Genomic DNA, 21,994 nt, shown 5'->3' on the forward strand with positions numbered 1-21,994 from the left:
TAATGGTTCGGTTTTTGCTTTGTTAAGGGTTGTTTTGGACCGTCAGCTACATATTTCTTCTTTCATATGATAGAATAGAAAAAGAGATTTTGAACGCGGAGGCGGGGAAAATGAAAATAAGCATAACGGCGCCAGCTAAAATTAATCTATCGCTTGATGCGCTTTATAAACGTGATGATGGTTATCATGAAGTAGAGATGGTAATGACAACTATCGATCTTGCGGATAGACTATATTTAGAACGGCTAGATGAGGACGTTATTGTGCTAGATGTAAAGGCGCACTTCATCCCAGAAGATCGCCGCAATTTAATTTATCAAGCAGCCGCACTTTTGAAAAAACGCTTTAATGTAAAAGCAGGTGTGCGGATTACAATAGATAAACATATTCCGGTTTCTGCGGGGCTTGCAGGTGGGAGTTCGGATGCAGCTGCAGCACTTAAAGGGTTAAACGTTATTTGGGAGTTAGGTCTTTCAATCGAGAAATTAGCAGAAATTAGCTCGGAAATCGGTTCTGATATTGCGTTTTGCGTCTATGGTGGGACCGCTATCGCAACTGGTCGTGGAGAAAAAATCACTTCACTGCCGAATATGCCCGGTTGCTGGATTGTACTAGCGAAACCAAGTATTAGTGTGTCGACTCCAACAATCTATAAAGAATTACAAGTGGATGAGGTAGAACACCCGAATACGAAAAAAATGATTACAGCAATGCAGCAAGGGGATTTAGACGGCATTTTCTCATCTACAGGGAATGTTCTTGAATCCGTGACGCTTGAAAAAAATCCACAAGTAAAACGAATTAAAGACAAGATGTTAGCGTTTGGTGCTGAGGCGGCTTTAATGAGTGGTAGCGGGCCAACAGTGTTTGCACTTGTCAAACAGTACTCAAGAGCAAAACGCATCTATAACGGCTTACGAGGCTTTTGTGAGGAAGTTTATATGGTTCGACCATGGAGTGAGAGTGAAAACGATACTATTAAAGGTTGAGAGGGGTCAGAAGAATGAAAATTATTTTTAATGCAGATGATTTTGGAATTAGCCCAGGAGCAGTATATGGTATTTTAGATTCTTACAAAAGAGGGGTTGTAAAATCAACGACACTGTTAGCTAATAGCCCGGCGTTTGATTTAGCGATTGAAGTAGCGAAAGAAAATCCAGGTCTAGATATTGGGGCGCATTTGACTTTAACATTTGGTTCTCCATTACTTCAAGGGCTAAAGACGCTTACAGATGAGAACGGCCGCTTCCGTAGAAATTATGATGCACTAGAATCTGGCTTAGCTGATGTCGATATGGGAGAGGTTGAACGTGAATTAACTGCCCAAATCGAGAAAATTTTAGCTTCTGGCATTACTATTTCTCACTTTGATACGCATCACTCCATTGAACCATTAATCTATCCTGTACAACATAAACTTGCAGAAAAATATGGTGTAAGTTTGAGACGCCACGCAGATGTTTCTGATTTTGGTGCGATTAAAACACCAGATTTATTTGCTACTGATTTTTATGCAGATGGTGTTAGCTGTGATACGATTAAAAAAATAGTTCAAAAACATATCGGGACAAATGATGTGGTTGAAGTTATGACCCATCCGGCTTTTATAGATGATATTTTACTTAATATTTCTAGTTATGTTAAGCCAAGGACAAAGGAGCATACAATACTTACATCAAGAGAATTGCAAGCTTATTTAGGTCAACAAGAAGTAGAAATTATTAGTTTCCGCGATTTATAAAAAATACTGACCCGTCAAAGGATGTTTATTTGGCGGGTTTTTTAATGCGTTACAATAATAAAAGTTGTCATTTTCATGGAAAACGTTTTATAATAGAGAAAATACGGACAAAATACAAGAATTTGCTTTTTAATATACGGAATTTTATCAAAGGGAGAGAGATTATGAAGATTCGTCGCAGTGAACGATTAATTGATATGACCCAGTTTCTTTTATCGCATCCGCGAAAACTAGTGCCGCTTACGATGTTTGCTGAACGTTATGGCTCAGCTAAGTCTTCTATTAGTGAAGATTTGGTTATCATAAAGAAAACATTTGAAGATAGAGGAATTGGTACGCTTGAGACAGTTCCGGGAGCTGCAGGTGGAGTGCAGTATATTTCTATTGCTGGGAATGATGATGTGCTTGATTTCGTGCATACATTATGTAACCGAATTGCAGAACCAAATCGTTTGCTACCAGGTGGTTATTTGTACCTTTCAGATTTATTGGGCGAACCAGTTACACTGAAGGCGATTGGGAAAATCTTAGCAACGAAATTTAACGATAAGAAAATAGATGCAATTATGACTGTTGCAACGAAGGGTATTCCGATTGCGCAAGCTGTTGCAGAACATTTAAGTGTGCCATTTGTCATTGTAAGGCGAGATAGCAAAGTGACAGAAGGTTCGACGGTTAGTATTAATTACGTATCCGGCTCATCCAAACGAATCGAAAAAATGGAACTATCCAAACGCAGCCTAGCAGAAGGTTCTAATGTTGTTATAGTAGATGATTTCATGAAAGCTGGAGGAACAATCAACGGAATGAAAAATTTACTTGAAGAGTTTAATGCTCATTTAGTTGGAATTGGCGTTTTAGTTGAATCAGAATATGCCGAAGAACGCTTGGTAGATGATTATGTTTCGCTTGTGAAAATTAAAAACGTGAATATGAAAGAGAAACAAATTGAAGTAGTTGACGGAAATTATTTTAATAGCTAAACGTACAACCCTAGGCGACTCTAGGGTTGTTTTTTTATTAAAGTGATGATATGAACAAATCAGACCTGCGATGTACTTCACTCACTTAAGTTTTATGTTAAAATAAATCCTATCATTGTTACATAAAATCTAAGCCTTTCAAATACTTGGGAGCAGAAGGAGAACGTTCATGAAAAAATGGGTTAAATGGTTAATTGTTATTGTTATTATTGCAGTTGTAGCCGTTGGTGCGGTTATGTTGCTTGGAAAAGATAGCGGTTCTGTAACACAAGAGAAATTAGTTACAACAAAAGTGAAACAAGGAGAAATGAAAATAAACGCTACTGGAACAGGGGCGATTTCACCAGAAAACACACAAGTTCCTGATTATGACGAACTTCAATTAGTGGCGCAAATGGACGAGCTTGATATTCCAAACATCAAGAAAGACCAAGAAGTAAAAGTTACTGTAACAGCACTTCCTGATAAAACATACACAGGAAAAGTGAAAGAAATCGCGGAACAAGGTCAGGTGCAAAACGGTGTGTCTAGTTTTTCGGTAATTATCTCACTTGATAAAACAGACGATCTAAAAGCGGGAATGACAGCAGATGCATCTATTTTAGTTAATGAGAAAAAAGATGCGCTTTATGTGCCGATTGAGGCAGTTCAAAAAGATAGCGACGATAAATACTATGTGTTAGTTCCAGAAGAAAAAGATAATGGTAAAACAAAGAAAGTGAAAAAATTTGTAGAGACAGGTCTGCATAACGAAGACAATATTGAAATCACTAAAGGTGTTAAAAAAGACGAAAAAGTAATCCTTCCTACACAAGAAACTGAGACGCTTCCAGGTGCTCCAAGCTAAGTTTTATGTAAGCAAGAATCAGAAAAATTGTATGAAGGAGGGATAAACATGCCAAAACCGCTAATTGACATGAAAAATTTAACAAAAACATATACTTTAGGCGGAGAAACTTTTAAGGCATTAGATGATGTTACTTTTACCGTTGACCAAGGCGAATTTTTATCCATCGTTGGTCCATCCGGTTCAGGAAAATCAACATTAATGAATATGATTGGTTGCTTAGACGTGCCAGATGAAGGAAGCTATCATTTGGATGATGTCGACGTCTTTACATTGAGCGACAATAAATTATCCGAAATTAGAAATAAGAAAATCGGCTTTATTTTTCAGCAGTTTAATTTACTTACAAAATTATCGGCTTTTGAAAATATCGAATTACCTTTAATCTATGCAGGTTTAAGCGTTTCAGCACGTGAAAAAGTTGCGCTTGAATGTTTGGAAAAAGTTGGCTTACTTGAAAAACGGAGAAACTTACCAACACAGCTTTCTGGTGGACAACAACAACGGGTCGCTATTGCAAGAGCGCTCGCTGGAAAACCTCAAATTCTGTTGGCAGACGAACCAACCGGAGCACTAGACTCCAAAACTGGTAAAGAAGTAATGGGTATTCTTCAAGAATTAAATCGGGCAGGCAATACGATTGTTATGATAACCCATGATCCAACAATTGCGTCTTATGGAACGAGAAGTATTCGTATTCAAGATGGTAAATTATTCCACGAGGAGGCGACTAAAGCATGAACGTTCTCCAAAGCATGAAAATGGCGTGGAAACAATTAAAAGCAAGTAAATTGAGGTCTTTCCTAACCATGCTAGGTATCATCATTGGTGTAGCATCTGTTATCCTATTAGTTTCACTGGGGAATGGAGTTACTCAAGAAGTGGATGAACAAATGGGCGATTTAGGATCTAATTTAATCACCGTTGTAAACAGCTCAGTTAATCCGAATGATAAATACACCTATGATGAAGTAATGAAATACCAAAATATTGATGGGGTCAAAAGTGTTTCCCCAGAACTATCTGGACAAGTAAATGCAACATATGATTATAAAAATTCAAGCAATAAGGTCATTGGTACGAATGATCAGTACAGAGCGGCTCGTAGCTTGGAAATGGATGAAGGGCGCTTCTTGCTACCAATTGATACAGAATATGGTCAGAAGGTAGCTGTAATAGGCTCTACAGTCGCGAATGATTTGTTTGGCTTTGGGAATCCAATTGGTGAAACAATTAGGTTAAACGGAATGCCGTACAAAGTGGTTGGAGTTCTAAAAGAAAAAGGCGCTTCAATGATGGGTTCAAGCGATGACCAAATTTTCATTCCAATTTCTTCTGCGCAAAGACTACTAAAAGATACGAATGTCCGTACAATTTATGTAGAAACAAAAGCTGCTGAAGATGTTGACTTTGTTGTAAACACGCTGGAATCTCGTTTAGCCATTAAGTTTGGTGATGAGAAAGAGCAAGAAGAAAATGCTTCTTCCGCTCAAATGGGACCATCTTATCAAGTTATCAATCAACAAGAAATTTTAAATGCATTTAATACAATAAGCGCAACTTTAACAACTGCGCTAGGTGCGATTGCTGCTATTTCGCTTGTCGTGGGTGGTATCGGAATTATGAATATCATGCTCGTTTCGGTAAGTGAACGTACGAGAGAAATTGGTATTAGAAAAGCACTTGGAGCTAAAAAACGAGCTATCTTACTACAATTCCTGATTGAATCAATTGTTATTAGTGTTTGTGGTGGGGTTATTGGAATACTCATTGGTGTATCTGGTGCGTTAATATTCGGCTCATTTGCTGGGATATCATCAGGAATAACTGCTGGGACGATTATTTTCTCCTTTGTATTCTCGCTTTGCATTGGAGTAATATTTGGAATCGCTCCTGCCAACAAAGCATCAAAATTAAGACCAATTGATGCATTAAGGTCAGAATAAACCTAAAAAGGAATTCAAAACATTTTTGGATTCCTTTTTTAGTATTAAAAAAGGGCTATTTATGTATAAATGAACCACTAGTTGTCTTGTCATCTAGATTTAACATTTTTGTCACAATTAAGCGTTATCAATCCAAAAAATAAATTTAGAAAAATAAAGCATACGATGAAAACGTGCATGGCTATGCTGTTTTTAGGGTAAATATACAATAATAAGAAGAAGTATGCATAGAGACTGGGAAAAGTACAAATTTTAAAAAATAGGTGCCATTAAGGGGGAAAAACTCGTTATATTGTATACAATGGCTTGTAAGAAATGAATTGATTTCAACCATTTTACTGGCATTATTGCCTATAAAATAGTATGATGAATACATTGTAATTCAGCTCTAGCAATGGTTTGAGAGTTTTTTACATATAAATAAATAACATTGTATACAAAGGTCATTTCATAGTGAACAATTCAAAAATGTCAATACTTTTTGAAAAAAAACTATTTTTTTTGATTCCGAATTCACAAAGTTGTCAAATTTAGTTTTTTTTATTATTATGTTTGTAGGGAATAATTTTACGTAAATGTTGCTTGTTTCAAAAGCGATTTTTTCTATGGGGGAATTTTTCTCGAGTGTGTACTTAATGTTGCATGTGAGCATTGGTTATTAACAGAGCAACTAGAATAAGGTGGTGAAGATAATGGAGATTACAGATGTGAGATTACGCCGTGTTGAGACAGATGGGAGAATGAAAGCTATTTCTTCAATAACGATTGATGGTGAGTTTGTTATTCACGACATTCGTGTTATCGATGGCAACGAGGGACTGTTCGTAGCTATGCCAAGCAAACGTACGCCGGATGGAGAGTTTAGAGATATTGCACACCCTATTAACTCGAATACCCGTGCGAAAATTCAAGAAGCTGTTTTAGCTGCTTATGAAGTGGCGGAAGTACCAACTGCAAGTGAAGAAACATCTGCTGACGAAAGTGTCGCAGAAGAGAATTAAAAAATCCTCATTTCGGGAAGGACATTGTTGTGAACAGCTTGAGAAGGGGATTTAATGAACCTGATGTTTGGCTGGGAAAAGCATATTCTTTTTGATCGAGGCAAATGGGATAAGGAGTGACTAATAATGCAAGTAACAGATGTGAGATTACGTCGTGTAGAAACTGATGGAAGAATGAGAGCAATTGCTTCAATCACTTTAGATGAGGAATTTGTAGTTCATGATATTCGCGTTATTGATGGGAATAACGGTTTATTCGTAGCTATGCCAAGTAAGCGTGGCGTTGACGGTGAGTTCCGTGATATCGCTCACCCAATTAATTCTGACACTCGTGCAAAAATTCAAGAAGTTGTTTTAGCTGAATATGTACGTGTTGGTGAAGAAGAAGCTAATGCGGTGACAGAAGAAGAATCTGAATCCGTTTCTGCTGAATAATTAAAAATTTCCAAGGGCTAGCCTCGTGCTAGCCCTTTTTGCGTTTTTAAATATAGGGAAAATGATAAATAGTCTTGGTGTTCCATTTTAGCTATGGTATAATTAAAAGTAGATTGAAATTTGGGAGGGGAATTCGGAATGATGTTGCAAAATCAGGCACAATCACGAAACTATTATTGTAGCACGACTGTAATCTCTGCTTTCAATAAACAAATAAACAATCATGCTATATCTTTCGGAATTTTCAAACAAATAAAACACTAAATTTACTCTTTACCTAAAAATATGGTTAAGAGTTTTTATTTGGGCGCAATCTTGAAAAAATGCAATTTTTACGTTATCATTCATAGTGGAAGAATAGTGAAAAATGGAGGTTCTATATAATGTCAAAACGATATGCTGTAGTGCTTGCTGCTGGCCAAGGCACGCGGATGAAATCAAAACTTTACAAAGTATTGCATCCTGTTTGCGGAAAACCAATGGTCGAACATGTAGTAGATCAAATTTCGACGCTTGATGTTGATAAAGTGGTTACAATAGTTGGGCATGGAGCGGAAAAAGTACAAGAGCATCTAGCTGGTAAAAGCGAGTTTGTAAAGCAAGAAGAGCAACTTGGAACAGCCCATGCGGTACTTCAAGCAAAAACAGCCCTTGCTGATAAAGATGGTGTTACGTTAGTTGTTTGCGGAGATACTCCTTTAATTGAGGCTAGTACAATGGAAGCTCTATTGAAATATCATCATGAAAAACGTGCAAAAGCAACGATCCTGACAACAGTGATTGAAGATCCTACTGGTTATGGACGTATCATTCGTGATGACCTTGGCATTGTAGAAAAAATTGTCGAACATAAAGATGCGACTGAAAAAGAACAACGCATTTCAGAAATTAATACTGGTACTTATTGTTTTGATAATAAAGCTCTTTTTGAGGCGTTAGAAAATGTCTCTAATGATAATGTGCAAGGAGAATATTACTTGCCAGATGTTATTAAAATTTTAAAAGATTTAGATGAAGTAGTAGCGGCATATCGAATGGAATCTTTCGAGGAATCGCTTGGAGTGAATGATCGAATCGCTTTAGCTGAGGCATCTAAATTAATGCAACGCCGAATTAATGAGAATCATATGCGTAATGGGGTAACGCTTGTTAATCCAGAAAGTACGTATATTGATATAAATGTAAAAATTGGTCAAGATACTGTTATTGAACCTGGTGTTATGTTGCGTGGTAATACAGTGATTGGAGACGATTGTATTGTTACAAGTGGCTCGGAAATCGCTAATAGTGTTATTGGTGAACGCGCTCATATCAGAAGTTCTGCTATTTTTGAAAGCAAGGTTGGGGATGATGTTCAAATCGGACCTTATGCGCATCTAAGACCAGAATCCGATATTCATAATAACGTGAAAATCGGCAATTATGTTGAAACCAAAAAAGCGGTTGTCGGTGAAGGGACAAAACTGCCACACTTCATTTATATGGGGGATGCAGAAATCGGCAAAAACGTAAATATTGGTTGTGGAAGTATTGCGGTTAATTATGATGGCAAAAATAAAGCGAAAACGATTATTGGCGATGATGTTTTTGTAGGTTGTAATTCTAATTTAGTTGCCCCTGTCAAAGTAGGCAATCGCGCTTTCATTGCAGCTGGTTCAACTATTACAAAAGATGTTCCAGAAGACGCGCTTGGGATTGCTCGCGCGAAACAAGACAACAAGATAGGTTATGCAAAACGTTTGAATCACGGTAAATAATTTCCAATTGGAAAGTTTAAAATTTTAATAAAAATAGTGGAGGCTGATTATGTCAAACGAGTATTTTGATCCAAAGTTGAAGATTTTCTCGCTAAATTCTAATCGTGAACTAGCTGAAGAGATTGCGAAAGAAGTAGGTATTGAGTTAGGAAAATCAAGCGTTACTCATTTTAGTGATGGAGAAATCCAAATTAATATTGAAGAAAGTATCCGTGGTTGTCATGTTTACGTTATTCAATCAACGAGTAACCCTGTAAACCAGAATTTAATGGAACTTTTGATCATGATTGATGCGTTGAAACGTGCTTCTGCGGCGACAATTAATATTGTTATGCCTTATTATGGTTATGCACGCCAAGACCGTAAAGCGAGAAGTCGCGAACCAATTACGGCAAAATTAGTTGCAAACTTAATCGAAACAGCTGGAGCGACAAGAATGATTACGCTAGATATGCATGCGCCGCAAATTCAAGGTTTCTTTGATATTCCAATTGATCATTTGAATGCTGTACGCTTACTAAGTGGTTACTTTGGGGAACGTCATTTGGGTGATGATTTAGTAGTCGTTTCGCCAGACCATGGTGGAGTTACTCGTGCTCGTAAAATGGCGGATCGTTTGAAAGCGCCGATTGCTATTATTGATAAGCGTCGTCCGCGTCCAAATGTGGCGGAAGTAATGAATATTGTTGGTAACGTAGAAGGGAAGGTTTGTATCATTATTGATGATATTATTGATACAGCGGGAACTATTACGCTTGCTGCAAAAGCGCTTCGTGAAGCTGGGGCAACAAAAGTATATGCTTGTTGTTCGCACCCGGTATTATCCGGACCTGCAATGAAACGTATTGAAGAATCACCAATTGAAAAATTAGTTGTTACAAACTCTATTGCACTTCCAGAAGATAAGTGGATAGACAAGATGGAACAACTTTCTGTAGCGCCACTTTTAGGTGAAGCAATTGTGCGCGTACATGAAAACGCATCTGTAAGTTCGTTGTTTGAATAAAAAATCGCTTAAACTAAAACAGAAATTCTCTATTGATGAGGATTTCTGTTTTTTATTTTTAATAGAAGAAAAAGATGTGTTTCTCTTATAAGGGTTTAACTAAAATGAAAATAAATGTTATTATGTTCGCCGGATTTTTTAAGTGTTAGTATTGTTTGGAAGAAGAGTGGCGCATTCTGGCATAATAGTTTAAAATACTAAGATGAGATTGAGAAACGCAAAATGAAAAGGGCTAAAATGAGCGAGGGGATAGCTCTGTAAGCGTCACATAAGGATTGGGGGGAGTTTATGGATAAAGTGAGAGTTGCAATTATATCGGATGTTCACGGTAATGTAGAAGCTTTAAAAGCAGTGTTAAAAGATGCTGCGAATGAACATGCGGAAAAATACATAACGGTCGGTGATATAGCTTTAAAAGGTCCAGGTACAGATATTTGTCTGGAACTTCTGGAAAAACTCAATCCGCTTTCTTTTGTGCTAGGAAATCATGAACAGGTGTATAGGGACTTTTTGGAAGGAAAATCATTTAATTATTCTATAAAACGACGGATGATTGAGGAATTAGTGAAATATGATTATGCTTTTTTAGGTGATGAAAAATTTCGTTATTTAGCTACATTGCCCAAAAAAGTATCAATTCAAATATTGGGGACGAAAATAGATGTTTTTCATGCGATGCCAAAATCCGCTAGCTTCCCGATTTATGCGACGGAAGAGCAAGCCTATTTTGATGAGATGTTTTCGGATACTGATGCGGATGTCGCGATTAATGGACACGTTCATCGGCAATCGCTTAGAAGAACGGTGGATGACAAGTTGATTATTAATTCTGGCTCGGTCGGACTACCAGGCGGGGAAAGTCGGAAAACAAAAGATAATCTAGCTCAATATGCTCTTATTGATATCGCTGCTACAGGTGTTGTTGACATCCATTTTAAAAAAATCGCCTATGACATTGATGCAGAAATTGCTTTTGCGAAAAAAAGAGCTTTGCCATATGTGGATATTTATGAGAAAACACTTCGGTCAGGGCAATATTTATATATAGATAGTCAAATTGAGCAATACCTTGATTGAAAATAACCGTAAAAAAATGGAAATCAGCTTTAATGACTGATTTCCGTTTTTTTTAATAGTCTTGGGTTTCTGTAACGACAGCTGTACCGGATGCAGTGACCATTAACATGCCATTATCTGCTCCAAGTACTTCATAATCAATATCTACACCAATCACAGCATTTGCACCGATGTCTTGTGCGCGTTGTTCCATTTCTTTAATAGCTTCCTCACGTGCGTTAATCAGCTCGTCTTCATATCCTTGTGAGCGTCCGCCAAAGAAATTTCTGAATCCTGCTCCAATATCTTTCATAACGTTAACCCCGGTAATTACTTCGCCGAAAACGATTTTTTTATATTCGATAATTTGTTTGCCTTCGATATTTGGTGAAGTTGTTACAATCATTGTTTAATCCCTCCAGTTTTTCTTTTATCATACCCCTAAGTAGTTTTTTGAGTCAAAGGATAGCTAATTATTTTTTTCGGCTACGCGCTCTTTCAATATAAGGAATGGCGTCAGGGACTTTGCAGGCGGTTTTCCCTAAATCAACATGAACTTTACCTACAAAATTAGCTGCTTCTAATGCTTTTTCATATAATTCGTCTTTATAAATTCCACAAGCGATAATATAGCTATTCATAGAATAACGCGTTCTGTTTGTTTCAGATTGTAAGTTTTGCTTTGCGAATTCAAGCAATTCTTCTGCTTCAGGCAAATTGGCAATATGTTCTGAGAAAATTTGCCATCCCATCGATTTAGTTAAATCAAAATCACTTTTCATCCATTTTCTTGCAAAAGTGAGTGCGTCTTCACGTTTGCTTACGACGGAAGTTAAGCCGGAAGTTAGCATTGTCCATGTTTCGCGAAAAGCGCTATTCCATTGTTCGATTTGATTTACGTCTAGTTTTTTAGGGTCGACAGCAAGTAAACCTAGGTAAATTAAGTCGCTATTATTAGACTCAATTAGTTGAATCGCTAGTTCTTGATTTTTATTTAGTTTTTCACGACGAATAATTTTCTTTAAGTCGCCGATTTTTAAACCGTATAGTTCTAATGTTTCTGGGCAGCCATGGTTTCTAAAGATTTTGATAGTATTAGGGTTTTGAAGAGCACTTAGTTCGGCATCCAGCTGATCAAAAGTAATCATGAGTAGCCTCCTTTCGAATAAATTAAGTATAACAAAAAAGCATGCAAGGTAGCATGCTTTTTTGGTGGAAACATATTAATCAATTTGTTGCATTGCATCATCTAATACTTTTTTAAGAGTATCAGCGGATTTTTTCATTTGTTCTTTTTCTGTGGCATTTAAATTCATTTCAACAATATGGCGAACGCCTTGACGGTTAACTACGGCAGGTGCTCCAATGAAAATATCGTTCATTCCATAATGGCCATCTAAATATACGGAAAGAGGTAGAATCGCATTTTCATTATTTAAAATAGCTTTAGTAATACGGGCAAGAGCAGCTGCAACACCATAGAAAGTAGCGCCTTTTTTATTGATAATTTCATAAGCTGCATCACGAACGCTTACAAAAATAGTATCCATTGCACCTTGTTCATCCTCGCTTATCCATTCTGTAATTGGTAGTCCCCCAACGGTTGTATGGCTCCATGCTGGGAATTCTGTATCGCCATGTTCCCCTAAAATATAACCGTGGACATTACGTGCATCCACTTTTAAATAATCGGCAATTGACATACGGAAGCGGGCTGTATCAAGGCTTGTTCCTGAACCGATAACACGTTCTTTGGGAAGTCCAGAGAATTTCCATGTCGCATAAGTTAAAATATCGACTGGGTTTGATGCGATTAAGAAAATACCGTCGAAACCACTTGCCATTACTTCATCAACAATGCCTTTCATAATCTTAATGTTCCGGTTAACTAAGTCTAAGCGAGTTTCGCCAGGTTTTTGTGCTGTACCTGCAGTAACAACAACTAGGTCTGCATCATGGCAGTCGCTATAATTAGCTGAGTAAATTTTCTTCGGTGTCGAAAATGGAACAGCATGACTTAAATCCATCGCATCCCCGATTGTTCTGTCTTTATCTATGTCAATAATACCGAATTCTTGTCCAATGCTTAAGTTCACACAAGCGAATGCGTAACTAGAACCAACTGCTCCGTCGCCAACTAAAATAATTTTTTGATGATCTTTCATTTCGAATTCCTCCTATAAAAAATCTATTTACTAGTACAGTATAACATGTATTTTTCATTTGTGAAGCATTGAACGTCCTGAAATTTTAAAAGTTGTTATAATAAAATACTGAAAACGTTATAGTACAGTTTTAAAACGTTTGCATAAGGTAGCAACCGCTATTTTCTGTTTACCTTTTATTGAGAATTATAAACCTCTTAATCGTGATCAACCCATTTGCTTTGTTTTGCTATTTTTTTAAAGGGTAGATATAATAGGAGTGTACCAAAATTGAATGAGTGGAGTGATTTTTTATGGCAACAACATTAGAGGTCCAGAAAAGAGAAACAACGCAACATTCAGAAGTAACGAGATTGCGTAGTGAAGGAAAAGTACCTGGAATTATTTATGGTTACAAATCGGAAAATGTTCCAGTTTCCGTTGATTCTTTGGAATTAATCAAAGCAGTTCGTGACAATGGTCGAAATGCCGTATTTGCAGTGACTGTTGGCGGCAAGAAATTAAATGTTTTATTGCATGAGTATCAAGTGGATCCGTTAAAAGACACATTAGTACATGTGGACTTGCTAGCGGTTGATATGAATGAAGAAGTGGAGACCGATGTTCGTGTGGTATTAGTTGGGGATGCGCCTGGTGTTAAAGCTGGCGGTGTGTTACAACAAATTATCCATGATGTAAAAGTTTCGGCAACACCTGAAAAATTACCAGAAACGATTGAATTAGATATTTCCACATTAGAAATTGGTGATGTATTAACGACAAATAATCTTCCAGAAAACAAAGATTATGTTGTGCAAGTGGAAGAAGAAGAAACAGTTGTAACAGTTTCTGCCCCTCGTGCTGAAGAAGAGCCAACAACTTCAGAAGCGCCAGAACCAGAAGCTTTACATGGTAATGATGAAGAACCAGTAGAATAATTTTCAAATATATCCATTCGGAGGTACGCGTTTACTCGCGCGCCTCCTTATTTTTTTGTATAATATTAGAAAAGGAGGCGTTTTTATGCTGGATCAATCTGTTCCGAAAATCTCTGTTGCTATGGTTAATGATGATGCTACTAATTATCCGGAATATAGTTTGCCGGATGGGTATTTCTTTCGTTTTTATGAAGACGGGTTGGAAGAAGAATGGTGCAATTTACAGTTAGAATCAGGACAAGTTACCTCCTTAGAAGAGATTTATGCCCGTTTTAAAACAGAATTTAGCGGAGAGAAAGAAAAATTAGCTAAACGTTGCGTTTTTGTTCAAGCGCCAAATGGGGAAATCGTTGGGACGGCAATGTTGTGGGATGGAGATACTTTTGGTGAGATGGAAAGTCGTATTCACTGGGTTGCTGTACTAGATTCGCATGGAGGAAAAGGTATCGCAAAAGCATTATTATCTGAAATTCTACATTTAAATAAAAATGATTTTGTCTATCTAACAAGTCAAACCGGTAGTTACCAAGCAATTTATCTATATCAAAAATTTGGTTTTAAAAAATATCTTGGCAAAACACCAGTAAATTGGAAAAAAGCGAACTTTCAAGCCGAAAATGAAAAAGCATGGGAGATAATTGAAAATAAAATTGCGGAACATAAGCGTTGATTGGAAAACTTTCAACCAAATCAATTCCGTGGTATAATCAAAAAAACATCGAAACAAAAACCAGTTCATTCGTGAAGTGGTTTAGTTCATGTAAGGAGAAGCTTTATGAAAATAATAGTTGGCCTCGGAAATCCGGGCAAAAAATACGAACGCACCCGGCATAATGTCGGTTTTATGGTAGTAGATGAATTAAGTTTTCGTCATCAAACTCCTTGGAAAAAATCTAAGTTTAATGGAATGATAAGTGAAATCAATGTAAGTGGAGAAAAAATGTTGTTAGTAAAACCTTTAACCTTTATGAATGCTTCTGGTGAGTGCATTCGACCGCTAATGGATTATTACAATATCCCGATAGAAGATATGCTTATTGTTTACGATGATTTAGATTTACCAGTTGGGAAAATCCGCTTGCGACAAAAAGGCAGCGCGGGTGGACATAATGGAATGAAATCAATCATCCAACATGTAAAAACACAAGAGTTCAACCGTATTCGAGTTGGTGTGAGTCGTCCAAGTCATGGGGAAGTTATTAACTACGTGCTAGGTGACTTTCCAAAAGCAGAACAACCAGATATTATTGAAGCAATTCAAAAAAGTGCAGATGCAATAGAAGATTTCGCGCAGTTGCCATTTATTGAGGTAATGAATAAATATAATTAAAAACATAGACTAAAACGAGGCGTGGCAATATTTTTGTCACGTATTTCGGTCTTTCTTCGAGGCGTTGATTTATTTTCGCATTACATAGAATGAATTTTCTGAAAAAAGGAGCTGTTTTCCCTTGAAAGGATTACAACAATTAATATATGAACAAAAAGATATTCGAGCGATATTAAATGCGCTCAATGAAAAAAACAAAGCACAACTGGTTACAGGTCTTACCGGGTCTTCACGCGCTTTATTTGCAAGTGTCGTAGAAGGCGCTTCAAAACGTCCAGTTGTATTTGTCACACATAATTTATATCATGCGCAAAAATTATATGACGATTTACTTTCATTAATGGATGCAGATCGATTGTTTTTATATCCTGCAGACGAACTAATTTCTTCTGAGCTAAGCATTTCTAGCCCGGAACTTCGAGGTCAACGAGTGGAGGCGCTAGATTTTCTGCTATCTGAAAAACCGGGAATAGTAATTGTTCCAGTCGCGGGACTTAGAAAAATGCTGCCCCCAGTATCACTTTGGAAGCAATTTAATATATCTATCGTAGAAGGCGAAGAACTGGATCCAGAAATTTTACGCCAAAAATTAGTGACAATGGGTTACACGATGAGCGGCATGGTTAATACACCAGGTGAATTCAGTGTTCGTGGCGGCATTATTGATATTTATCCGATTACGGAAGAATTTCCAATTAGAATAGAACTTTTTGATACCGAAGTGGATTCCCTTCGTTTCTTTGATGTGGAAACGCAGCGCTCTACTTCACGTGTAGAAGAGTTTCGTTTGCTTCCCGCGACTGAAATTATCCTTGATCAAAGTTATTATCCAGATATTGTTCAACGTCTGGAAAAGAAAATGTCACATACATTAAATGAACTAAAAGAAAAAGAAGATAAACAAGCACTTGTTGAAAATTTAGAAGCAGACTTAGAAATGCTGCGTTCAGGGGTAAAACCAGATATGTTTTTCAAATACATTGGTTTAGCTTATCCAGATCCAGCATCTCTTTTTGACTATTTCTCAAAAAATACCGCAATTTTACTAGATGAATTTGCAAGGATTTTAGAAACAGAAGAAGGCTTGGAAAAAGAAGAAGCGGAGTGGCAAACGGAGACATTGAGTCGAATGGAGACTGTGCGTGATGTGCAAGTAAGTCATTCTTTTAAAAAATTACTAGATGAAAACCGCTCACCAAAAATTTATTTAACACTTTTCCAAAAGCAAATGGCGAGCATGCGAGTATCTAAAACAACCAATATTGTCTATAAACAGATGCAACAATTTCATGGTCAAATGAACGTATTAAAAACAGAACTAGAAAGCTGGCATAAGAATAATTATGCCGTTGTAATTCTGGCGCCAAATATGGAACGTGCAGAGAAAATGCAGCAAACTTTAACTGACTATGATATGGAAAGTACCATTTTAAAAAGCGAATCGGATGTTCCTAAATACGGTCTTGTGCAATTCGTTATTGGGACATTCCAGAACGGCTTTGAACTACCGCTTGCCAAAGTAGCAATCATTAGTGAATCAGAGCTTTTTAACAAAAAAGTGAAAAAAGTAAAAAAACGTCAAAAACTGTCTAATGCGGAGCGAATTCAAAGTTACTCCGAATTAAAAGTGGGCGATTATGTTGTGCATATTAATCATGGTATTGCGCGGTATGTTGGGATGGAAACATTAGACATTAATGGGGTGCATAAAGATTATTTATTGCTGGTTTATCAAGGAGAAGATAAACTATTTATTCCTGTTGATCAACTCGATTTAGTGCAAAAATATGTTGGCGCAGAAGGCAAGTCCCCAAGATTAAATAAACTTGGTGGCGCAGAATGGAAACGCGTTAAGAAAAAAGTACAAGCCTCTGTCCAAGATATTGCGGATGACCTGATCAAACTATATGCAGAACGAGAAGCAGAAAAAGGTTATGCATTTAGTCCGGATGAAGAAATGCAACGAGAATTTGAAGATGCTTTTCCTTATCAAGAAACCGATGATCAACTGCGCTCTATTGCGGAAATTAAAAAAGATATGGAGCGACCTCGCCCGATGGATCGTTTGCTTGTTGGTGATGTTGGTTATGGGAAAACAGAAGTTGCGCTTCGTGCGGCGTTTAAAGCGATTATGGATGGTAAACAAGTGGCATTCTTAGTTCCGACAACTATTCTAGCGCAACAACATTTTGAAACAATGAAAGAAAGGTTTCAAGGGTTCCCAATAGAAATCGGTCTTTTAAGTCGCTTCCGTACGAAAAAACAACAAACAGAAACCTTAAAAGGAATGAAGAATGGCACAGTGGATGTTGTTGTTGGAACGCATCGTCTATTGTCTAAAGATGTGGAATACCATGATTTGGGACTGCTTATTGTTGACGAGGAACAACGATTTGGTGTGACTCATAAAGAAAAAATAAAGCAAATGCGTTCAAAAATCGACGTACTAACCTTAACTGCAACGCCAATACCAAGGACGTTGCATATGTCTATGTTAGGAGTTCGAGATCTATCAGTTATTGAAACGCCGCCAGCAAACCGTTTCCCAGTTCAAACATACGTTGCAGAACAAAATAATGTACTTGTTAGAGAAGCGATTGAACGAGAATTAGCCCGTGATGGTCAAGTTTATTATCTTTACAACCGAGTAGAAACAATTACTCAAAAAGCAGACGAAATTTCAGCAATGGTTCCAGATGCTCGTGTGGCAATTGCTCATGGTCAAATGGGCGAATCTGAACTAGAATCTGTCATCTTAAGCTTTCTTGAAGGAGAGTTTGATGTTCTCGTAACTACCACTATTATCGAAACAGGTGTAGATATTCCTAACGTTAATACTCTATTTGTTCAAGATGCTGACCGAATGGGTCTATCGCAACTGTACCAATTACGCGGACGAGTAGGTAGATGGAATCGAATTGCTTATGCTTACTTTATGTATCAAAAAGACAAAATTCTTCGTGAAGAAGCGGAGAAACGTTTGTCAGCTATTAAAGAATTTACAGAACTAGGCTCCGGTTTTAAAATTGCGATGCGTGATTTATCAATTCGTGGTGCAGGTAATATCCTTGGAGCGCAACAACATGGCTTTATTGATTCTGTAGGATTTGACCTTTATTCGCAAATGCTAAAAGAAGCAATCGAAGCCAAAAAACCAAAAGAAGAACAAAAACAAATCGTACCAGTTGAAATTGATATCCAAGTAGATGCTTATATACCGGAATATTATATAACAGATGGACGACAAAAAATCGAAATGTACAAACGGTTCCGCAACATAGAAGTGTTGAATGATTTGGAAGAATTGCAAAGTGATATGATTGACCGTTTTGGTGAGTATCCGGAAGAAGTCGAGTATCTATTCACGATGACAGAACTCAAAGTACATGCACTTGAAGTGGGTATCGAGTCTGTAAAACAAGAGCAAAATAAAATTACCATGTTGTTTTCCGAAAGTGGAACAGCAGGCATTCGTGGGGATGTCGTTATGCAAATCATTGGTGAATTTGGACGAATGATTGGTGTTGGCATGGAAGGGACACAATTGAAAATCACTGCCAATATCCAAAATAAACCATTAAAAGAATGGCTCTATCAAATTAAAAGTTTGGCTGAAAAACTTCGCGGAGCTTTAAAAGAAAAAGTATCTACCGAAAAATAACCAATAAGTAAAAAGAAAGGAGGTGGCGGGATGTCAGAACGTTCCATGAAGCGACTGATGAAAGGAGCAGCTTGGCTAACCGCTGCCTCGCTTATCTCTAAAATACTTAGTGCAGTTTACCGTGTACCTTTTCAAAATATGGTGGGAGATGTTGGGTTTTATATTTTCCAACAAGTATATCCGATATATGGAATTGCGATGACCCTTGCTTTAGGGGGCTTTCCAGTTGTTATCTCTAAAATGTTAGCAGAAGCAAACGGTGATATAAGACGACAACAAATTATAATGCGAGCTGTTTTTAGGATGCTTCGAATTGTTAGCGTCTCTCTATTTGCCTTTTTATTTCTGTTTGCTAACATTATTGCAATGATGATGGGAGATCCGGCGCTTTCTGAACTTATTCGAGTCATTAGTTTTGTGTTTTTGCTTACACCATATCTTGCTTTTATGCGTGGCTTCTTTCAAAGCACAGGAGAGATGATACCAACAGCGATTTCTCAAACAGTAGAACAAATTATCCGTGTCGCCGTCATTCTTTTTGGGGCTGGTTTAGCTCTTCATATGAAATTAGATTTATATGATGCAGGAGCGATGGCGATGAGCGGCGCGATTTTCGGTGGCGTTTCAGGAATTTTGGTATTGCGCCATTTTTACAATAAAAAACTTACATCAGGTCAAGGGATACAACCAGCTGTATTTGCTGAAAAACAAGAAAAAATCGGAATAGGTCGCGATTTTCTTCGTCAAAGCATGGCGATATGTATCGTTAGTTCAATGCTAATATTGTTCCAACTAGTGGACTCTTTTCAAGTTTATCGCTTAATGAGTGATTCGGGAATTCCAGATTTTATTGCCAAATCACTGAAAGGGATATACGACCGTGGACAACCGATTTTACAGTTAGGGCTAGTGGTTTCAACTGGGCTCGCGCTTGCACTCGTACCAATGATTACTGCTGCAAGGGTTCAAAATCAGCAAAAAGAATTAAAACGTTCTATCCTTCTAGCAATCAAAATTACACTCATTTTGTCTGGAGCAGAAACAGTAGGACTAATTGTCATTATGCGCCCTTTAAATCAAATGCTCTTTCAAACGCCGGACGGTACTTTTGTTTTGCAATTATTTATGCCAGCAGTTTTTCTTAGCGCTTTAATTGTTATGTTAAGTAGTATTTTACAAGGGTTTGGAAAAATTATTGTCCCTGCTATTGGTGTTGGAATCGGACTTGTTGTAAAATGGATAACAGGAAGTATATTGATTCCGCATTATGCAACAGTCGGAGCGTCAATATCAACATGCGTTGGTTTAGCAGTAATCTTACTAATTTGTTACGTATCATTAAAACAAACAATCCGAGTTCCCTTCGTTGAAAAATCAATGCTACTAAGGTTAGCCGCAGCATTAGCTTTAATGGCGATAATTCCTTGTTTAATCGAATGGTTTGTCCCGTTTGAAACAAGGATGGGCAGTGCGTTTCAAGCGATTATAAGTGCGTTATTTGGCGGCGGGGTTTTTCTCGTTTTTGCACTAAGATACAAACTACTTGGACCGAAAGATTTTGTTTTCCTTCCGTTTGGCTCCAAGTTACTAGCGCTCAGCAAATTAGTTGCGCGAAAATAAACATAAAAGTAGGTGAATAAAATGGCAACAACCATGCGATTAGATAAATATTTAAAAGTATCAAGATTAATTAAGCGTCGTACAGTAGCGAAAGAAGTAGCTGAAAAAGGACGTATTGCTGTCAATGGCATAACCGCGAAACCAGGAACAAATGTGAAGTCTGGTGACGAATTAGTTATCCGTTTTGGTCCAAAGATTGTTACTGCGAAAATCGAACGTTTAGAAGAAAACGCAAAAAAAGAACAAGCAACAGAAATGTACACAATTATTAAAGAAGAACGCACAGATGAAAGTAGATAGAAAAATCGTTTGAAACGGGTTAATATAGCCGATTTCAAACGTTTTTTTTCTTTTTAAAAAAATGCACAACCAATTTTTTATGAAAAAGTCAAGAAAAAAATGATAAAAATCGTGGATTCCAATAGACAAATGGCTGATTTATTGATATTATTTTAATCAAGAAACGTTTTTTTCTCTACCGAATTTCACAAACGAAAAGCAAATAAGAACATGGGAGGGACGATGTATGAAAAAAGCTAAAACAAAAGTAGCGAGAATAGAAAATCGCTACATCAAAGATACTGCAGCAATGAAGAAAACTCGTAACCGTCGTCGCATTGCCCTGTTTCGAAGACTTGCTTTTATGGCTATTATCTTTGCTGTTGTTGGTGGGTTACTAACTGTTACCTATACACAACAAGTTCTATCACTAAAAGATAAGAAAGAACAACAAGTAAAAGTAGACAAAAAAATGGTTGCAATGAAAGATGAAGAACAAGAGCTAAATGATCAAATTAAGAAACTTCATAATGATGAATACATAGCTAAATTAGCTAGAAGTGAATATTATTTATCCAAAAATGGAGAAATTATTTTCAACATTCCTGAAGAGAATTCGAAACAAGAAGAGTAAGTCAAGGTTGAGCCATTATTCTCCATTACAGAATCAAAGGGAAAATTAAGTGGTACATTTTTGGGGATTACGAGTTTGACTGTTTGACACTCTTTTTATTATAGCTATAATTAAGCAATAGAGTGATATTTTAAGGAGGACGCATTTTTTTATGTCGATCGAAGTAGGCAACAAGTTACAAGGGAAAGTTACTGGGATTACTAATTTTGGAGCATTTGTGGAGTTAGAAGGTGGCAAAACAGGTTTAGTCCATATTAGTGAGGTTGCAGATAACTATGTTAAGGACATTAACGACATCTTAACTGTAGGAGATGAAGTTACTGTCAAAGTAATGAATATTGGTGATGATGGCAAGATTGGTCTGTCCATTCGTAAAGCAGTAGATCGTCCGGACCGTCCAGAAAAAAGTTATGATCGCAAACCAAAATACAGCAAAAAACCTGCTGGAAACTATGTAAAACCAGCCGAGAGCTTTGAAGATATAATGTCTAAATTCTTGAAAGATAGTGACGAAAGATTAACGACTATCAAACGCCAAACAGAATCCAAACGTGGTGGCCGAGGAGCAAAACGCGGCTAAACCGTGAAATTTATTGTAAATGAAGGATGCACCGTA

The 21,994-nt window shown here is 37.2% G+C and carries 22 protein-coding genes; 19 read left to right on the plus strand and 3 right to left on the minus strand.

The features are described from left to right. The first annotated feature begins 110 nt into the window (after positions 1–110). From ispE to HCJ45_RS06525, 11 genes are all read left to right on the plus strand, one after another. Positions 111–989, plus strand: a complete 879-nt coding sequence (gene ispE, locus HCJ45_RS06475; protein ID WP_187124273.1) for a 4-(cytidine 5'-diphospho)-2-C-methyl-D-erythritol kinase — start codon at positions 111–113, stop codon at positions 987–989. 14 nt (positions 990–1,003) lie between these two features. Further along, a complete protein-coding gene (locus HCJ45_RS06480; RefSeq protein ID WP_185395752.1) occupies positions 1,004–1,741 on the plus strand; it encodes a carbohydrate deacetylase in 738 nt (245 codons plus the stop codon). A 164-nt stretch (positions 1,742–1,905) separates the two neighbouring features. After that, positions 1,906–2,724 (plus strand): pur operon repressor, encoded by an 819-nt coding sequence (gene purR, locus HCJ45_RS06485; RefSeq protein ID WP_185348779.1) that lies wholly within the window; start codon positions 1,906–1,908, stop codon positions 2,722–2,724. A 169-nt stretch (positions 2,725–2,893) separates the two neighbouring features. Beyond that, a complete protein-coding gene (locus HCJ45_RS06490; protein ID WP_185348787.1) occupies positions 2,894–3,571 on the plus strand; it encodes an efflux RND transporter periplasmic adaptor subunit in 678 nt (225 codons plus the stop codon). Between the two features lie 48 nt (positions 3,572–3,619). Continuing rightward, positions 3,620–4,312 (plus strand): ABC transporter ATP-binding protein, encoded by a 693-nt coding sequence (locus HCJ45_RS06495; RefSeq protein ID WP_185348789.1) that lies wholly within the window; start codon positions 3,620–3,622, stop codon positions 4,310–4,312. Then, positions 4,309–5,517 carry an ABC transporter permease gene (locus HCJ45_RS06500; protein WP_185348791.1) on the plus strand — a complete coding sequence of 403 codons (1,209 nt, stop codon included), beginning with the start codon at positions 4,309–4,311 and terminating at the stop codon, positions 5,515–5,517. Before HCJ45_RS06495 ends, HCJ45_RS06500 begins: the two co-directional genes overlap by 4 nt. A 692-nt stretch (positions 5,518–6,209) precedes the next feature. Next, the gene (spoVG, locus tag HCJ45_RS06505; protein WP_185395753.1) at positions 6,210–6,518 is read left to right on the plus strand and encodes a septation regulator SpoVG; all 309 of its coding nucleotides are present in this window, start codon (positions 6,210–6,212) and stop codon (positions 6,516–6,518) included. Between the two features lie 126 nt (positions 6,519–6,644). Further along, positions 6,645–6,953, plus strand: a complete 309-nt coding sequence (gene spoVG, locus HCJ45_RS06510) for a septation regulator SpoVG (protein WP_185395751.1) — start codon at positions 6,645–6,647, stop codon at positions 6,951–6,953. A gap of 383 nt (positions 6,954–7,336) precedes the next feature. Further along, positions 7,337–8,710 (plus strand): bifunctional UDP-N-acetylglucosamine diphosphorylase/glucosamine-1-phosphate N-acetyltransferase GlmU, encoded by a 1,374-nt coding sequence (glmU, locus tag HCJ45_RS06515; RefSeq protein ID WP_185348810.1) that lies wholly within the window; start codon positions 7,337–7,339, stop codon positions 8,708–8,710. Between the two features lie 49 nt (positions 8,711–8,759). Next, positions 8,760–9,716 (plus strand): ribose-phosphate diphosphokinase, encoded by a 957-nt coding sequence (locus HCJ45_RS06520; RefSeq protein WP_185348812.1) that lies wholly within the window; start codon positions 8,760–8,762, stop codon positions 9,714–9,716. A gap of 288 nt (positions 9,717–10,004) precedes the next feature. Further along, the gene (locus HCJ45_RS06525; RefSeq protein ID WP_185395750.1) at positions 10,005–10,793 is read left to right on the plus strand and encodes a metallophosphoesterase family protein; all 789 of its coding nucleotides are present in this window, start codon (positions 10,005–10,007) and stop codon (positions 10,791–10,793) included. A 52-nt stretch (positions 10,794–10,845) separates the two neighbouring features. Here HCJ45_RS06525 and HCJ45_RS06530 read toward each other — a convergent pair whose 3' ends face one another. The 3 genes from HCJ45_RS06530 to HCJ45_RS06540 form a co-directional block, all read right to left on the minus strand. After that, a complete protein-coding gene (locus tag HCJ45_RS06530) occupies positions 10,846–11,178 on the minus strand; it encodes a putative heavy metal-binding protein (protein WP_185348816.1) in 333 nt (110 codons plus the stop codon). A gap of 67 nt (positions 11,179–11,245) precedes the next feature. Beyond that, positions 11,246–11,920 carry a DNA alkylation repair protein gene (locus HCJ45_RS06535; protein ID WP_185395749.1) on the minus strand — a complete coding sequence of 225 codons (675 nt, stop codon included), beginning with the start codon at positions 11,918–11,920 and terminating at the stop codon, positions 11,246–11,248. 75 nt (positions 11,921–11,995) lie between these two features. Further along, positions 11,996–12,937: an L-lactate dehydrogenase gene (locus HCJ45_RS06540; protein WP_185348820.1), complete on the minus strand. Its 942-nt coding sequence runs from the start codon at positions 12,935–12,937 to the stop codon at positions 11,996–11,998. 293 nt (positions 12,938–13,230) lie between these two features. Here HCJ45_RS06540 and HCJ45_RS06545 point away from each other — a divergent pair, with 293 nt between their 5' ends. The 8 genes from HCJ45_RS06545 (at position 13,231) to HCJ45_RS06580 (ending at position 21,958) form a co-directional block, all read left to right on the plus strand. Further along, a complete protein-coding gene (locus HCJ45_RS06545) occupies positions 13,231–13,854 on the plus strand; it encodes a 50S ribosomal protein L25/general stress protein Ctc (protein ID WP_185348822.1) in 624 nt (207 codons plus the stop codon). Positions 13,855–13,939: 85 nt separating this feature from the next. Next, positions 13,940–14,524, plus strand: coding sequence for a GNAT family N-acetyltransferase (locus tag HCJ45_RS06550; RefSeq protein ID WP_187124274.1), 585 nt, complete (start codon positions 13,940–13,942; stop codon positions 14,522–14,524). Positions 14,525–14,629: 105 nt separating this feature from the next. Further along, the gene (pth, locus tag HCJ45_RS06555; RefSeq protein WP_185380485.1) at positions 14,630–15,184 is read left to right on the plus strand and encodes an aminoacyl-tRNA hydrolase; all 555 of its coding nucleotides are present in this window, start codon (positions 14,630–14,632) and stop codon (positions 15,182–15,184) included. 121 nt (positions 15,185–15,305) lie between these two features. Next, positions 15,306–18,845, plus strand: a complete 3,540-nt coding sequence (mfd, locus tag HCJ45_RS06560; RefSeq protein WP_187124275.1) for a transcription-repair coupling factor — start codon at positions 15,306–15,308, stop codon at positions 18,843–18,845. Positions 18,846–18,875: 30 nt separating this feature from the next. Further along, a complete protein-coding gene (locus HCJ45_RS06565) occupies positions 18,876–20,465 on the plus strand; it encodes a putative polysaccharide biosynthesis protein (protein ID WP_185395748.1) in 1,590 nt (529 codons plus the stop codon). Between the two features lie 33 nt (positions 20,466–20,498). Beyond that, positions 20,499–20,765: an RNA-binding S4 domain-containing protein gene (locus tag HCJ45_RS06570; protein ID WP_281384472.1), complete on the plus strand. Its 267-nt coding sequence runs from the start codon at positions 20,499–20,501 to the stop codon at positions 20,763–20,765. Positions 20,766–20,991: 226 nt separating this feature from the next. After that, entirely contained in the window at positions 20,992–21,378 is a 387-nt protein-coding gene (locus tag HCJ45_RS06575) for an FtsB family cell division protein (RefSeq protein ID WP_185348834.1), read from the plus strand. Between the two features lie 151 nt (positions 21,379–21,529). Beyond that, complete coding sequence (locus HCJ45_RS06580) at positions 21,530–21,958, plus strand: S1 domain-containing RNA-binding protein (RefSeq protein ID WP_003718298.1); 429 nt, start codon at positions 21,530–21,532, stop codon at positions 21,956–21,958. Positions 21,959–21,994 lie beyond the last annotated feature (36 nt).

The organism is Listeria immobilis (genome assembly GCF_014322845.1).
Lineage (GTDB): Bacteria > Bacillota > Bacilli > Lactobacillales > Listeriaceae > Listeria > Listeria immobilis.